The organism is Pseudomonas sp. 203-8 (genome assembly GCF_020708595.1).
GTDB lineage: Bacteria > Pseudomonadota > Gammaproteobacteria > Pseudomonadales > Pseudomonadaceae > Pseudomonas > Pseudomonas aeruginosa.
Window position 1 is genome coordinate 26593 of record NZ_JAJFDF010000015.1, and the last position, 14907, is coordinate 41499.

Sequence of the window (14907 nt, forward strand, 5' to 3'; positions counted from 1 at the left end):
GCGGCTGTCGAACGCAGCCGCTGCCCCTGAATTCGATTGCCGAGGACGACGACGCATGGCCCACCCACCCCAGATCCGCATCCCCGCCACCTACCTGCGCGGCGGCACCAGCAAGGGCGTGTTCTTCCGCCTGGAAGACCTGCCGGAATCCTGCCGGGTCCCCGGCGAGGCGCGCGATCGGCTGTTCATGCGGGTGATCGGCAGCCCCGACCCCTATGCCGCGCACATCGACGGGATGGGCGGCGCCACCTCCAGCACCAGCAAGTGCGTGATCCTCTCGAAGAGCAGCCAGCCGGGCCATGACGTCGACTACCTCTACGGCCAGGTCTCCATCGACAAGCCCTTCGTCGACTGGAGCGGCAACTGCGGCAACCTCTCCACCGGGGCCGGCGCCTTCGCCCTGCACGCCGGGCTGGTGGATCCGGCGCGGATACCGGAAGACGGCATCTGCGAGGTGCGCATCTGGCAGGCCAATATCGGCAAGACCATCATCGCCCACGTGCCGGTGAGCGGCGGCCAAGTCCAGGAAACCGGCGACTTCGAGCTGGACGGAGTGACCTTCCCGGCGGCCGAGATCGTGCTGGAGTTCCTCGACCCGTCCGACGACGGCGAGGACGGCGGCGCCATGTTCCCCACCGGCAACCTGGTGGACGATCTGGAGGTGCCGGGGGTCGGTACCTTCAAGGCGACCATGATCAACGCCGGGATTCCCACGGTGTTCGTCAATGCCGAGGAGATCGGCTACCGCGGCACCGAGCTGCGCGAAGAGATCAACGGAGACCCGCAGCAACTGGCGCGCTTCGAACGGATCCGCGTCGCCGGCGCCCTGCGCATGGGCCTGATCAAGACCCCCGAGGAAGCCGCGACCCGCCAGCACACGCCGAAGATCGCCTTCGTCGCCCCGCCCCGCGACTACCGCACCGCCAGCGGCAAGCTGGTGGCGGCCGGCGATATCGACCTGCTGGTCCGCGCGCTGTCCATGGGCAAGCTGCACCACGCGATGATGGGTACCGCGGCGGTGGCCATCGGCACCGCCGCAGCCATTCCCGGCACCCTGGTGAACCTCGCCGCCGGCGGCGGCGAACGCAGCGCGGTACGCTTCGGCCATCCCTCCGGCACCCTGCGAGTGGGCGCCGAGGCCAGCCAGGCGAACGGCGAATGGACGGTGACCAAGGCGATCATGAGCCGCAGCGCGCGAATCCTCATGGAAGGCTGGGTGCGCGTACCCGGCGACGCCTTCTGAACCGACCTATCCTTGCCCCGGCCTTCCGCCACCGCGAAAGGCCGGGGCGTCTTGCAGCCACGACAAGAAAAACCATCCCCGAACCAGCCTGACCCGAGAGGAAACCCACCACTTACGAACCACTGGAGTACGCGATGAGTGCCAACGTCGATCTCAACCAACGTCCCGACTACGACGCCGTCCTGCAGGACATCGCCGACTACGTGCTGGACTACCGCATCGATTCCACGGAGGCCCTGGACACCGCCCGCAACTGCCTGATGGATACCCTCGGCTGCGGCCTGCTGGCGCTGCGCTTCCCGGAATGCACCAAGCACCTCGGCCCGCTGGTCGAGGGCACCCTGGTCCCGCACGGCGCGCGGGTGCCGGGCACCTCCTTCCGGCTCGACCCGGTCAAGGCCGCCTGGGACATCGGCTGCATCGTCCGCTGGCTGGACTACAACGACACCTGGCTGGCCGCCGAGTGGGGCCATCCCTCGGACAACCTCGGCGGCATCCTCGCCGTCGCCGACCACCTCTCGCAGAAACGCCTGGCCAACGGCGAAGCGCCGCTGAGCATGCGCCAGGTACTGGAAGCGATGATCATGGCCCACGAGATCCAGGGCGTGATCGCCCTGGAGAACTCGTTCAATCGCGTCGGCCTCGACCATGTGCTGCTGGTCAAGGTCGCGTCCACCGCCGTCTGCGCCAAGCTGATGGGGGCCGACCGCGAGCAACTGCTGGCCGCCCTCTCCCACGCCTTCGTCGACGGCCAGGCCCTGCGCACCTACCGTCACGCACCGAACGCCGGCTCGCGCAAGTCCTGGGCCGCTGGCGACGCGACGAGCCGCGGCGTGCGCCTGGCGGACATCGCCTTGCGCGGCGAGATGGGCATCCCCGGCGTGCTCAGCGCGCCGCAATGGGGTTTCTACGATGTCCTGTTCAGCCACACCAGCAAGGACCTGGCGACCAAGCCCGAGGACAAGCGGCGCTTCAGCTTCCCCCAGGGCTACGGCAGCTACGTGATGGAAAACGTGCTGTTCAAGATCAGCTTCCCCGCCGAATTCCACGCGCAGACCGCCGCCGAGGCCGCCGTGCGCCTGCATCCGCTGGTGAAGGACCGCCTGCAACGGATCAGCCGCATCGTCATCACCACCCACGAGTCGGCGATCCGCATCATTTCCAAGGTCGGCCCGCTGGCCAACCCCGCCGACCGCGACCATTGCCTGCAGTACATGACCGCCGTGCCGCTGATCTTCGGCGACCTGGTGGCCGAGCACTACGAGGACGCCTTCCACGCCGCCCACCCGCTGATCGACCGCTTGCGCGAGAAAATGGAGATCGTCGAGGAGCCGCGCTACAGCCGTGAATACCTGGAGGCGGACAAGCGCTCCATCGCCAACGCCGTGGAAGTGTTCTTCGACGACGGCAGCAGCACCGGCCAGGTCGCCGTGGAGTACCCGCTCGGCCATCGCCGCCGGCGCGCCGAAGGCATCCCGCTGCTGCAGGAGAAGTTCAAGGCCAACCTGGCCACGCGCTTCCCGCCGCAGCGCTGCCAGAGGATCTTCGACCTGTGCAGCCACCAGGCATCGCTGGAAGCCACGCCGGTGAACCGCTTCATGGACCTCCTGGCGATCTGAGCGCGCCCGCCTGGAAGGCGCTGGGCGGCTGGCCGAGGACCCGGCGGAACATGGTCGAGAAGGCTGCCGGGCTCTGGTAGCCGCAGTCCAGGGCGATGGCGGTGACCGTTTCGCCGCCGGCCAGCCGCGCCAGTGCCTGCACCACGCAGGCGCGTTGCTTCCAGGCACCGAAGCTGAGGCCGGTGTAGCGACGGAAGGTGCGGTTGAAACTGCGCAGGCTGGTATGCAGCAACCCGGCCCAGCGTTCGGCGCTGGCGCGGATGTCGGGCTCGACGAGGAACGCCTCGCAGAGCGCCAGCCAGCGCGGCTCGGGCGGCAAGGGCACGTGCAGCGGCAGCGTCTCGGCCACCGCCAGCTCATGGAGCAACAGCGTCGCCAACGCGCCGTCGCGACCTTCGGTGTCGTATTCCAGGGGCATGTCCACCGCCGCCAGCAACAGTTGCCGCAGCAGCGGCGACACCGCCAGCACCTGGCAGTGCGCCGGCATCGCCATGGCGCTGCCGGGCTCGATGTACAGGCTGCGGGTGCTCACCCCGAGCATTCGCACCTCGTGCTCGACGCCCGGCGGAATCCACACTGCGCGCTGTGGCGGCACCACCCAGCCGGCGTCGCCGGTACGCACCTGCATCACCCCGCTGGCACCGTACAGCAATTGCGCGCGACGATGCCGATGGCGCGGCAGCAGGTAGCCGTCGGGATAGTCGGTACCCATGGCCACCACGGCCCGGGGCGTGGCGTCGTACTGCTCGATGGAAGCGTTGCGCATGGTCGAAGCACCTGGCCGAAACACGAATAGTATTGGCCAACCTCGCGAAGCGGGCCAGCCCCGGGACGCCTAAGCTGGCCTTCCGCTCTCGCTCCGGAAACCCGCCATGTTCTATCTCCTGCTCTTTCTCTGCGGCTGCCTCACCGGGGTCAGCGCCGTGTTGTTCGGCTTTGGCGGCGGCTTCGTGGTGGTGCCGCTGCTCTATCACCTGCTGCAACTCGGTCGCGCCGCCGACGACCCGCAGGCCCAGGCGGCCATGCAGGTCGCGGTGGCCACCTCGACCTGCGTGATGATCGTCAACGCCGCCCTCGCCACCTATCGCCACCGGCGCGCCGGCAGCCTGCTGCGCGCCTATGTCTGGCCGCTGGGCGCGTACATCGGTATCGGCGCGGTGCTTGGCGCGGCGCTGGTCGGCCTGGCCAGCGGCGACTTCATTCGCCTGGCCTTCGTCGCCTACCTCGCCATCACCATCCTCGACTGCCTGTTGCGTCGCGGCTTCCTCAGCCGCGCCGAGGAGCGCCAGGCGCGGCCGCTGGGCGTCGGCGAGACGCGCCTGGGCGGAACGCTGATCGGTGCGATCGCCACCTTCCTCGGCGTCGGAGGCAGCGTGATGACCGTACCACTGCTGCGCCGCTGCGGGCTGAGCATGACCCAGGCGACCTCCATGGCCAACCCGCTGAGCCTGCCGGTGGCTCTTGGCGGCACCCTTACCTACCTGGTCCTGGCCGGCTACCAGGAGCAAGGCCTGGGCCGAGGCTTCGTCGGCTACATCGACCTGCTGGCCTTCGCCACCCTGGCCGGCGGCGGCTGGCTCGGCATCCGCCTGGCGACCCCGCTGATCGGGCGGATTCCCGATGCGCTGCATGCACGGGTGTACGTCGGCCTGCTGGCGGCGGTGATGCTGAGCATGCTGGCGGGCTGATGCCCCAGCCTGGGTAGGGCGAATAACGCCAACGGCGTTATCCGCCGGATGCACCGGACCGGATATCGGCGCAACGAAAAAAGGGCCTCGTCCGAGGCCCCTTTTCTTTTCCGGCGCTACACCGCTCAGGACGCCGCGCGGCTTACCGAGCCGGTGCCGGCAGGCTCCTTCGGCGCCAGGTTGAAGGCGTAGTACAGGACGGTCAGCAGCAGGATGAACGGCGGGCCGATGTAGAGGGCGATGCGGGTGTCCTCGAAGAAGGCCATCAGCACCACCACCATCACCAGGAACGCCAGCGCCAGGTAGGAACTGACCGGGTACAGCCACATGCGGTATTGCAGCTTGTCGCACTCGGCCGGGCTGAGCGTCTTGCGGAAGCGCAACTGGGCCAGCAGGATCATCGCCCAGGTCCAGATCGCGCCGAAGGTGGCGATGGAAGTCACCCAGACGAATACCTTCTCCGGCACCAGGTAGTTCAGCAACACGCCCAGCAGCAGCGCCAGGATCGACAGGATCAGCGCCCGGCGCGGTACGCCGCTGCGCGAGGCCTTGCCGAAGAAGGCCGGGGCCTGGCGATGCTGGGCCAGGCTGTAGAGCATGCGCCCGGTACTGAAGATGCCGCCATTGCAGGACGACAGCGCGGCGGTGATCACCACGAAGTTGATGATCCCGGCGGCGGTCTTGATGCCCATGCGCTCGAAGGTCATCACGAAGGGGCTGCCCTGGGTGCCGATCTCGTTCCACGGATAGAGCGACATGATCACGAACAGCGAGCCGACATAGAACAGCAGGATGCGCCAGAACACCGAGTTGATCGCGCTGGGAATGGTCTTGGTCGGGTTACGCGCTTCGCCGGCGGTGAGGCCGATCATTTCCACCCCGAGGTAGGCGAACATCACCATCTGCAGCGACATCAGCACGCCCTGGATGCCATTGGGCATGAAGCCGCCGTGGGCCCAGAGGTTGGAGATGCCGGTGGCGATGCCGTCGTTGCCGAAGCCGAAGGCGATCATGCCGATGCCGACCACCACCATCGCCAGGATGGTGACGATCTTGATCAGGGCGAACCAGAACTCGAACTCGCCGAAGGCACGCACCGCGATGAGGTTGATCGTGCCCATGCTCGCCAGGGCCGCCAGGGCCCAGATCCAGCGCGGCACGTCGGGGAACCAGATACCCATGTAGACGGCGACGGCGGTGATTTCGGCGACACAGGTCACCAGCCAGAGGAACCAGTAGTTCCAGCCGGTGATGAAGCCCGCCAGCGGGCCCAGGTAGTCCTTGGCGTACTGGCTGAAGGAACCGGCCACCGGATTGTGTACCGCCATCTCGCCGAGGGCGCGCATGATCACCAGGATCGCCAGGCCGCCGAGGATGTAGGAGATCATGATGGCCGGGCCGGCCATCTGGATGGCCTTCGCCGAGCCCAGGAACAGGCCGACGCCGATACAGGCGCCGAGCGCCATCAGGCGGATGTGTCGCTCACCGAGCTCGCGCTTCAGGGAGCCGTCTTGAACCTTCTGTTCGCCGACAGACGACATGGGAACAACCTCATTTTGTTATTGAGATAGATCAGTTGCGGACTCGCTCGTGCGGTCGGGGTAGGGAAGCGGATTTCGCCAACGGCGCGGCCCCTGCGCGATACCGCACAGCGGGCGACGACGGGGCGTCATAGGTTCCAGGACTGCACACCGGAAGAGGCTGTCCGCTCTCGTGGAGCGAACGTGGGCATTGCGGGAGTCGACTACAACTGAGGTCGGGCCGGAGTTTTACACAAGATTTCAAGGCCGTCATGCCCCGCGATGGGGCAACTGGACCAAAGGCGTAAGGACCGCCAACGCTGAATGGATTCACTCCCTGGGCCGCGCGCGCAGCAGCAGGGACAGCGGCCGGCCGAGCCGGGAGTGGACGGTTTCGCGCTGGCCTTGCAGGCGCCAGCTGCGCTCGAGCAGCCGGCTGCGCTGCATGGGGTCAGCGCAGGGGTTCGCGGCAGCGGAGATCGCGGTAGGGGCCGTCGAGCCTGACCCAGCCGTCTCCCGGCGAGGTCTGCATGCAGGCGACCTGGCCGTCGAGCTTGCTCTGCCATTTGTAGAAGGGCGCCGGCGCGGCCTGCGCCGCGAGGCCGGAGAAACCCGCCAGGACGACACCGACGAGAAGGGGAAAAAGTGTGCGCATCGACATTCCGGACCCGAAACACAAGGAACTCAGACAGACACTCTAACCCCTGCGCCACGCCGCTCCAATCCTCGGTCGTCCGATTGCCACCGGGGAGATTTTCCTTGCACGAATGACAGCAGGGTTGCAGCGGGACAACTAGACTTCCCCCCAGGTGCGGATGAATTGCGCAGCTACAGGCGGTGCGAGCATGGGTGCATCAGAACGATCCACGAACGACCCTTCCGAGCTGCAACCCTGCAGTCTCCCTGCCTCCGCTTCTCCTCGAAAAAGCCGTCTCCGCCAACGCCTGATGCTGATCGGCTTCGCCTTGCCGATCCTCGCCGCGGTGGGCATCGTGGTACTTCACGAAGCGCACACCTCGCGGCTGCAGGCACGCGAGCTGGCACGCTATGCCGCGACCCTGGGCTACGAGGTGCGCCAGGGTCCCAGCGAGGCCATCCTGTTCCCGGCGGACGGCCCCTTCGACCGCCGCCTCGGCTACCAGTTGCTGCCTTCGTTCATGCAGCGCCTGTACGACCGCGACTACGCCATCACCCGCCAGGCGCACTTCTCCCCGGCACTGATGCGCTACGCCGAACACCGGCTGTTCCCGCCCTACGCGGAAAAGGCCCAGGCCGGGCTGGACATCGCCGATTGCCGCGGCGTGCCGATCTACGACTTCCGCTATCCGCAACGGCGCTACGCGAACTTCGCCAGCCTGCCGCCGCTGGTGGTGCAGAGCCTGCTGTTCATCGAGAACCGCGACCTGCTCGATCACGAACGCCCCTACCTCAACCCGGCGGTGGACTGGGGTCGCTTCACCCAGGCGGCGCTGTCGCAGGTCGGCAAGATGCTCGGCTTCAGCGCGCACTCCTCCGGCGGCAGCACCCTGGCGACCCAGATCGAGAAATACCGCCACTCTGCCGAAGGGCGCACCGGCAGCATCGGCGACAAGCTGCGGCAGATGCTCTCGGCCAGCGTACGCAGCTATCGCGAAGGCCCGGCCAACTTCGCCGCGCGCCAGGACATCGTGCTCACCTACCTCAACTCGGTGCCGCTGTCGGCGGCGCCGGGCTACGGCGAGGTCACCGGCCTGGCCGATGGCCTGTGGGTCTGGTACGGCGCCGACTACCGGCAGGTCGGCGAGGCACTCGACGGCAAGGCCGGACTCGCCGCCCAGGGCCTGGCCCTGCGCCAGGTGCTGGCGCTGATGATCGCCCACCGCCGGCCTTCCTTCTATCTGGCGCCGCGCGGCCGCGACGAGCTGGACCGGATGACCGACAGCCACCTGCGGGTCCTGACCCAGGCCGGCGTCATCGAGGCGCCGTTACGCGATGCGGCGCTGGCGCAGAAGCTGGCGTTCCGCGACCCACGCAGCCAGCCGACGGTGCAACCGCTGCCGACCAACAAGGGCGTGACCCTGGCTCGCACCCGCCTGGCCGGGATGCTCGGCGTGCCACTGTACGACCTCGACCGTCTCGACCTGCGGGCCAATACCACCCTCCAGCACGAGTTGCAGGAAAGCGTCACCGCCTACTTGCAGAAACTCGCCGACCCGGACTACGCCGCCCAGCTCGGGCTGATCGGCGAACGCCTGCTGACCCCGACCTCGACCCGCTCGGTACGCTACAGCTTCACCCTGTTCGAACGTACGCCGAGCGGCAACCAGGTGCGGGTGCAGACCGACAACACCGACCAGCCCTTCGACATCAACGAAGGCAGCAAGCTGGAGTTGGGCTCCACCGCCAAGCTACGGGTGCTGGCCAGCTACCTGGAGACCGTCGCGCAGATCCACCGCGACTATGGCGGCATGAGCGTCGCCGAGCTGCGCAAGGTGGAAGTGGAGCCGCTCGATTTCATCCTCCGCTGGGGCATCGACTACCTGGTCGCCAGCCGCGACCGCGATCTTTCCGCGATGCTCCAGGCGGCCATGGAACGGCGCTATTCGGCCAGCCCCTACGAGAGCTTCTTCACCGGCGGCGGGCTGCACACCTTCAACAACTTCCGCAAGGAAGACAACGGCCGCCGGCCGATGCTGCTGGAAGCCCTGCGCGAATCGATCAACCTGCCCTTCGTGCGCCTGCTGCGCGACCTGATCCGCCACGATATCTACCAGAACGCCGGGAGCAAGGTGCAGTTGCTGGCCGACGACAAGGACCCGCGCCGCGCCGACTACCTCGACCGTTTCGTCGACAAGGAAAGCCAGGTCTACCTGCGCCGCTTCTGGGTCAAGTACCGCGACAAGGACGCCAACCAGCGCCTGGAGACCTTCCTCGACGGCCTGCGTCCCTGGCCGGTGCGGCTGGCCGCGATCCACCGCTACCTGCAGCCACAGGCCGACCTGGCGAGCTTCAGCGCCTTCCTCCGCGAACGCCTGCCCCGCGGCAGCCTGACCGACAAGCGCGCCGCCGAGCTGTACGAGCGCTACGGCCCGGGCAAGTTCAACCTCAACGACCAGGGCTACGTCGCCCGCGTGCACCCGCTGGAGCTATGGCTGCTCGGCTATCTGCAGAAGCAGCCGCAGGCGACCTTCGGCGAGGCGGTGGCGGCCAGCGGCGCCGAGCGCAAGGAGGTCTACGGCTGGCTGTTCAAGTCGCGGCACAAGAACGCCCGCGACAAGCGCATCCGCATCCTGCTGGAGGTGGAGGCCTTCCTCGACCTGCACCAGCAATGGAAGAAACTCGGCTATCCCTTCGATCACCTGGTGCCCTCCTACGCCACCGCCCTGGGCAGCTCCGGCGACCGCCCGGCGGCGCTGGCCGAACTGATGGGGATCATCGTCAACGATGGCGTGCGCATGCCGACCCTGCGCCTGGAGCACCTCGACTTCGCCCTGGGTACGCCCTACGAGACGCGCTTCGCCCCGGAAGCCACCCTCGGCCAGCGGGTGATGACCTCGGAGGTCGCCACGACCCTGCGCAACGCGCTGTCCCAGGTGGTCGACGCCGGCACCGCGCGGCGCCTGCAAGGCACCTTCAGCCGTCCGGACGGCGCGCCACTGGTGATGGGCGGCAAGACCGGCACCGGCGACAACCGCCTGCAGACCTTCAGCGCCGGCGGCCACGTGCGCAGTTCGAAGGCACTGAACCGCACCGCCACTTTCGTCTTCTACATCGGCCCGCGGCACTTCGGTACCCTCACCGCCTACGTCGACGGCAGCGAGTCGAGCCAGTTCAAGTTCACCTCGGCCCTGCCAGTGCAGGTACTCAAGGGCATGGCACCGCTCCTCAGGGACTACCTCGACCCACGCACCGCCACCCGCTGCCAGGTACCGTTGTCGCCGCAACAGATCGGCCGCCTGTAGCGGTTCAGCGCACCGGCCAGTACCAGGCCGGTCGGTCCAGCTCGCGCAGCCCCTGGATGCGGGTCTCGCCGAAGTCCTTCTCCAGCCCCAGCGAATGGCATTCCGGGTGCTCTTCGAGCGTCGCGACAAGCCGCGCGGCGTGCGACACCACCAGCACCTGGGAGTGCTGCGCGGCCTGGCCGACCAGGCGCCCGAGGGCCGGCAGCAGGTCGGGATGCAGGCTGGTTTCCGGTTCGTTGAGCACCAGCAGCGCCGGCGGCCGCGGCGACAACAGGGCGGCGATCCACAGCAGGTAGCGCAGGGTGCCGTCCGACAGCTCCGCGGTGCGCAGCGGCCGCAGCAGGCCGGGCTGCTCGATCAGCACTTCGAAGCGCCCTCCCGGGTTGTCGATGTGCAGGCGGCTGCCGGGAAAGGCATCGTCCACCGCCTCGTCCAGCGCCGCCGCATCACCGATCTCGCGGATGGTCTGCAGGGCCGCGGCCAGGTCGGCGCCGTCGGCGCCCAGCACCGGCGTATGGGTGCCGATCTGCGGCCGCCGCGCCGGTGCCTCGGCGTCGCTGCGGAAATGGTCGTAGAAGCGCCAGGAGCGGATCCGCTCGCGCAGGCCGAGCAGTTCCGGCACCTGTCGCGGGTCCACCGCCGCGCCCAGCATGCTGTCGAAGGTGGCGAGGTGCTGCGCCGCCACTTCCCAGCGACCGCCGCCGCGTGCGCGCAACAACGGCCCGCGACGGTCGACGAGGACATTGGCCGGGCGCAGGAACGGGCCGGCCCAGATGCATTCGCGCTTGATCACCGGGTCGAGACCGAACTTGCTCTGGCTTGGCTCCGGCAGGCCGAGGTCGATGCAATAACCGAAATCCTCCCCGGCGAAGCCCAGGCGCAGGTTCACCGACTGCCGGCGCACGCTGCCTTCGATCGGCTGGGCGCCACTGCGCATGGCCCGGCTGATGTCCTCCGGTCCCGCCCACAGGGTCGATGGCAGGCCGCCCTCGCGCGCCAGCGACGGGATCACTTCGCCGCGCGCGCTGTCCGCCAGCAGGCGCAAGGCCCGGTAGACGTTGGACTTGCCGGCGCCGTTGGCGCCGGTGATCAGGTTCAGGCGCCGCAGCGGCATCACCAGGTCGCGCAGGGTGCGGTAGTTGGACACCGCCAGGGTGGTCAGCATGGCTGCTCTCGAAGGAACGGAAACGCGGCCGATTGTAGGCCAAATGCCGCATCGCTTACTTGAGCCCGGCCACCCCGGCGACGATCAACCCGACAGAAACCAGCTTCACCGCCGTCAGGCTCTCGCCAAGCAGCAGGACGCCGAGGAACACCGTGCCCAGCGAGCCGATCGCGGTCCAGATCGGATAGGCGACGCTGACCGGCAACTCGCGCAGCGCCAGGGTCAGGAAATAGATCCCGCCGATCGCCGCGACCACCGTCAGCAACGACGGCCAGAGTCTGCCGAAGCCGTTGGAGAACTTCATGCCCATGGCGAAGGCGACCTCGAAGGCCGCCGCCACCAGCAGATGGAACCAGGCCATGGCGGCTCCTCAGGCCGACCGCGCCAGCGCCAGCAGGCGCTGTTCCGCCTCGGCGCAGGAGTCCTCGAAGGACCAGCCGCCGGATTCCTCGCCTTCCGCCGCGACCACCGTGACCTCGTCGATGCCGATGAAACCCAGCGCGGTGCGCAACCAGGGATCGGCGTGGTTCATCGCCTGGTTCTCGCCGCCCGGGCCGAAGCCATGGCCACCGCGACTGGTGACGATCAGCGCACGCTTGCCACGCAGCAGCGGCCGGTACTGGGCGACGCCATTGTCGAGGACGAAATCGAAGGTCACCCGGAGGCGCACGATCTGGTCGATCCAGGCCTTCAGGCCGCTGGGCACGCTGAAGTTGTACATCGGCGTGGAGATCACCAGCAGGTCGCTGTCGAACAGTTCGCCGACCAGTTGGTCGCTCAGCGCCAGGTCGGCCTGCATCGCCAGCGAACGCTGTTCCGGCTGGGGATGGAAGGCGGCGGCGACGAAGGCCTCGGTGACCGCCGGAAGCGGTACCCGGCCGACTTCGCGGCGCGCCACGCGGGCCTGCGGATGGGCTTCGCGATAGGCCGCCAGGAAAACCTCGGCGAGACGCCGGGACTGCGAGCGCTCGCCTCGCGGACTGGCATGCACTGCAAGAATTCTACTCATCTGTATCTCCGTGGATTCGGCTAGACTCGAATGGCCTCAAGGCCCTTCTCCTGGAGCCAGAAATTATTGGCAGCGGGGGTTCCCGACAAATGAGCAATAGTTGTTCAGGGTGAATTCAGTTCACCCATGGAGATTCCAATGTTCGCTTCCCTGCCGCTGACCGCGTTGCGCACCTTCGAATCGGCGGCCCGCCAGTCGAGCTTCAAGGCCGCCGCCGAGGAGCTTGCGGTAACGCCAACCGCGGTTTCCCACCAGATCCGTTCGCTGGAAGCCTGGCTCGGCGTTCCGCTGTTCCAGCGCCTGCCACGGAAAGTGCGCCTGACCGACTGCGGCGAACGGCTGTTCCGCAGCCTGCACGGGGCCCTGCTGGAAATTTCGCAGAGCGTCGACACGCTGCGTCCGCAGCGCAGCGTAGGCAACCTGACGGTCTCCACCACCCCGGCCTTCGCCGCCCTCTGGCTGGTGCCGCGTCTCGGCCGCTTCTACGCCGCGCACCCGCAGATCAACCTGCGCCTGGACACCAACTGCGAAGTCCTCGACCTGCACCAGGACGCCAGCATCGACCTGGTGATCCGCTACAGCCTCGACGACCATCCGAACTTCTACGGTCTCTGCCTGTTCGACGAATGCTTCGCGGTCTACGGCTCGCCGGCCCAGGTCGCCCTGGCCGCAGAACGGCAGCCGACCCTGATCAGCGTGCGCTGGCACAACTCCAGGCTCTACGCCCACGGCTGGGAGGCCTGGTGCGCGCAGGCCGGCGAAGACTGGATGGAGGGCCAGCCGGTGATCCGCCAGTACGACGAGGAGCACTATGCCCTGCAGGCGGCCATCGCCGGCCAGGGACTGGTGCTGGCCAGTTCGATCCTGGTTTCGGAAAGCGTCGCCAGCGGCCTGCTGCAACCCTACAGAGCGGATATCAGTGTCGACGGCGCCGGCTACAGCGCGCTATGCGTGCCCGGACGGGAACGTCATCCGCCGGTGAAGGCATTCTTCGAATGGCTGAGGCTGGAGGCACGACAGTCGGGGCACGCTTGCCGGCTGGAGCGGGACGCCTGAGCGGCGCGGCGGGACAGGGACAACGCGGCTGCCGTTATCCGTCCTGCGCGGAGAGGCGCAGCAGCCGCCGGACAAAACGACGGCCCGCACCTTGCGGGGCGGGCCGTCTCCATGCGCGGGCGCTTTACCCGCCCGCAGGCTCGATCAGCGCTGGGTTACCGGAGCGGCGGAACCCTGGTGCGCCTCGCGGTACTCCTGCTCCGCATCGTCGAAGCGCTTGAGCATGCTCGTCGAAGGAGCCTTGCCGAGCAGGCTGAAGACGACGATGGCGACGCTGGCGAAGAGGAAGCCGGGGATGATCTCGTACAGGCCGGTCCAGCCCAACAGGTTCTTCCACAGGATCACCGTCGCCGCGCCGACGATCATGCCGGCCAGCGCGCCGTTGCGGGTCATCCGCTTCCACAGCAGGGAGAACAGCACCAGCGGGCCGAAGGCGGCGCCGAAGCCGGCCCAGGCATAGGACACCAGGCCGAGCACGCGGTTTTCCGGGTTGGAGGCCAGCCAGATGGCGATCACCGCCACCAGCAGCACCATGGCGCGACCGACCCAGACCAGTTCCAGCTGGCTGGCGCCCTTGCGCAGGAAGGCCTTGTAGAAGTCCTCGGTGAGCGCCGAGGAGCAGACCAGCAGCTGGCAGCTCAGGGTGCTCATGACCGCGGCGAGGATGGCGGACAGCAACACGCCGGCGATCCACGGGTTGAACAGGATCTTGGCCAGCTCGATGAATACCCGCTCGGGGTTCTCGCTGACCGCGCCGGCCTGCTCCGGATGCGCCTGGAAGTAGGCGATGCCGAAGAAGCCCACGGCCACGGCGCCACCGAGGCAGAGGATCATCCAGGTCATGGAGATGCGGCGCGCGGCAGGGATCGATTTCACCGAGTCGGCGGCCATGAAGCGCGCCAGGATGTGCGGCTGGCCGAAGTAGCCCAGGCCCCAGGCCATCAGCGAGATCACGCCGATGAAGGAGGCGCCCTTGAGCATGTCGAAGCTGGTCGCGTCCTTCAGCTCGATGGCGGTGAAGGTCGGCTCGACGCCGCCGGTGGCGAGCATCACGATCACCGGGGTGAGGATCAGCGCGAAGATCATCAGCGAGGCCTGCACGGTGTCGGTCCAGCTCACCGCGAGGAAGCCACCGATGAAGGTGTAGGCGATGGTCGCCGCGGCGCCGGCCCACAGCGCGGTCTCGTAGGAGAGGCCGAAGGTGCTCTCGAACAGGCGCGCACCGGCGACGATGCCGGAAGCGCAGTAGATGGTGAAGAACACCAGGATCACCAGGGCCGAGAAGATCCGCAGCAGGCGGCTGTTGTCCTCGAAGCGGTTGGTGAAGTAGTCGGGCAGGGTCAGCGCGTTGCCGTTGTGCTCGGTCTGCACCCGCAGGCGGCCGGCGACGAACAGCCAGTTGAGGTAGGCGCCGACGATCAGGCCGATGGCGATCCAGCTTTCGGACAGGCCGGACAGGTACACCGCGCCGGGCAGGCCCATCAGCAGCCAGCCGCTCATGTCGGAGGCGCCGGCGGACAGCGCCGTGACGAAGCTGCCGAGGCTGCGGCCACCGAGGATGTAGTCGGAGAAGTTGTTGGTGGAGCGATATGCCGCCAGGCCGATCAGGACCATGGCCGCGATGTAGATCACGAAGGTGATCAGCGTGGGCGTATTGACACTCATA

12 protein-coding genes are annotated in these 14907 nt (G+C 67.8%); 5 read left to right on the top strand and 7 right to left on the bottom strand.

Annotated features, from left to right (window positions below; genetic code table 11):
- Positions 1-55: 55 nt before the first annotated feature.
- Both prpF and prpD read left to right on the top strand, forming a co-directional pair.
- Complete coding sequence (gene prpF / locus LJF27_RS28540; protein ID WP_003103056.1) at positions 56-1243, top strand: 2-methylaconitate cis-trans isomerase PrpF; 1188 nt, start codon at positions 56-58, stop codon at positions 1241-1243.
- Positions 1244-1377: 134 nt separating this feature from the next.
- Positions 1378-2862: a 2-methylcitrate dehydratase gene (gene prpD, locus LJF27_RS28545; RefSeq protein WP_003103059.1), complete on the top strand. Its 1485-nt coding sequence runs from the start codon at positions 1378-1380 to the stop codon at positions 2860-2862.
- On the opposite strand, the gene LJF27_RS28550 is transcribed toward prpD, so the two are convergent.
- On the bottom strand, positions 2840-3628 hold the full coding sequence (locus LJF27_RS28550) for an AraC family transcriptional regulator (RefSeq protein ID WP_023116715.1): 789 nt from the start codon (positions 3626-3628) through the stop codon (positions 2840-2842). The genes prpD and LJF27_RS28550 overlap by 23 nt on opposite strands.
- Positions 3629-3734: 106 nt before the next feature.
- Between LJF27_RS28550 and LJF27_RS28555 the strand changes: the two genes are divergently transcribed.
- On the top strand, positions 3735-4550 hold the full coding sequence (locus tag LJF27_RS28555; protein ID WP_023116716.1) for a sulfite exporter TauE/SafE family protein: 816 nt from the start codon (positions 3735-3737) through the stop codon (positions 4548-4550).
- Between the two features lie 125 nt (positions 4551-4675).
- On the opposite strand, the gene LJF27_RS28560 is transcribed toward LJF27_RS28555, so the two are convergent.
- Positions 4676-6091 (bottom strand): amino acid permease, encoded by a 1416-nt coding sequence (locus LJF27_RS28560; protein WP_003103066.1) that lies wholly within the window; start codon positions 6089-6091, stop codon positions 4676-4678.
- Between the two features lie 430 nt (positions 6092-6521).
- Positions 6522-6731, bottom strand: a complete 210-nt coding sequence (locus LJF27_RS28565) for a hypothetical protein (protein WP_009875978.1) — start codon at positions 6729-6731, stop codon at positions 6522-6524.
- Positions 6732-6885: 154 nt separating this feature from the next.
- Here LJF27_RS28565 and LJF27_RS28570 point away from each other — a divergent pair, with 154 nt between their 5' ends.
- Positions 6886-10011 (top strand): transglycosylase domain-containing protein, encoded by a 3126-nt coding sequence (locus tag LJF27_RS28570; RefSeq protein WP_025921241.1) that lies wholly within the window; start codon positions 6886-6888, stop codon positions 10009-10011.
- 4 nt (positions 10012-10015) lie between these two features.
- Here LJF27_RS28570 and LJF27_RS28575 read toward each other — a convergent pair whose 3' ends face one another.
- The 3 genes from LJF27_RS28575 to azoR1 are packed head-to-tail and all read right to left on the bottom strand — an operon-like array spanning position 10016 to position 12185.
- Positions 10016-11176, bottom strand: coding sequence for an AAA family ATPase (locus LJF27_RS28575; protein WP_003123024.1), 1161 nt, complete (start codon positions 11174-11176; stop codon positions 10016-10018).
- 55 nt (positions 11177-11231) lie between these two features.
- Positions 11232-11537, bottom strand: a complete 306-nt coding sequence (locus LJF27_RS28580; protein WP_003103070.1) for a DMT family transporter — start codon at positions 11535-11537, stop codon at positions 11232-11234.
- A 9-nt stretch (positions 11538-11546) separates the two neighbouring features.
- Positions 11547-12185, bottom strand: a complete 639-nt coding sequence (azoR1, locus tag LJF27_RS28585) for an FMN-dependent NADH-azoreductase AzoR1 (protein ID WP_023116718.1) — start codon at positions 12183-12185, stop codon at positions 11547-11549.
- A gap of 126 nt (positions 12186-12311) precedes the next feature.
- Here azoR1 and LJF27_RS28590 point away from each other — a divergent pair, with 126 nt between their 5' ends.
- On the top strand, positions 12312-13241 hold the full coding sequence (locus LJF27_RS28590; RefSeq protein ID WP_003123025.1) for a LysR substrate-binding domain-containing protein: 930 nt from the start codon (positions 12312-12314) through the stop codon (positions 13239-13241).
- A 144-nt stretch (positions 13242-13385) separates the two neighbouring features.
- Here LJF27_RS28590 and putP read toward each other — a convergent pair whose 3' ends face one another.
- The gene (putP, locus tag LJF27_RS28595) at positions 13386-14906 is read right to left on the bottom strand and encodes a sodium/proline symporter PutP (RefSeq protein WP_003103073.1); all 1521 of its coding nucleotides are present in this window, start codon (positions 14904-14906) and stop codon (positions 13386-13388) included.
- Position 14907: the final 1 nt, after the last annotated feature.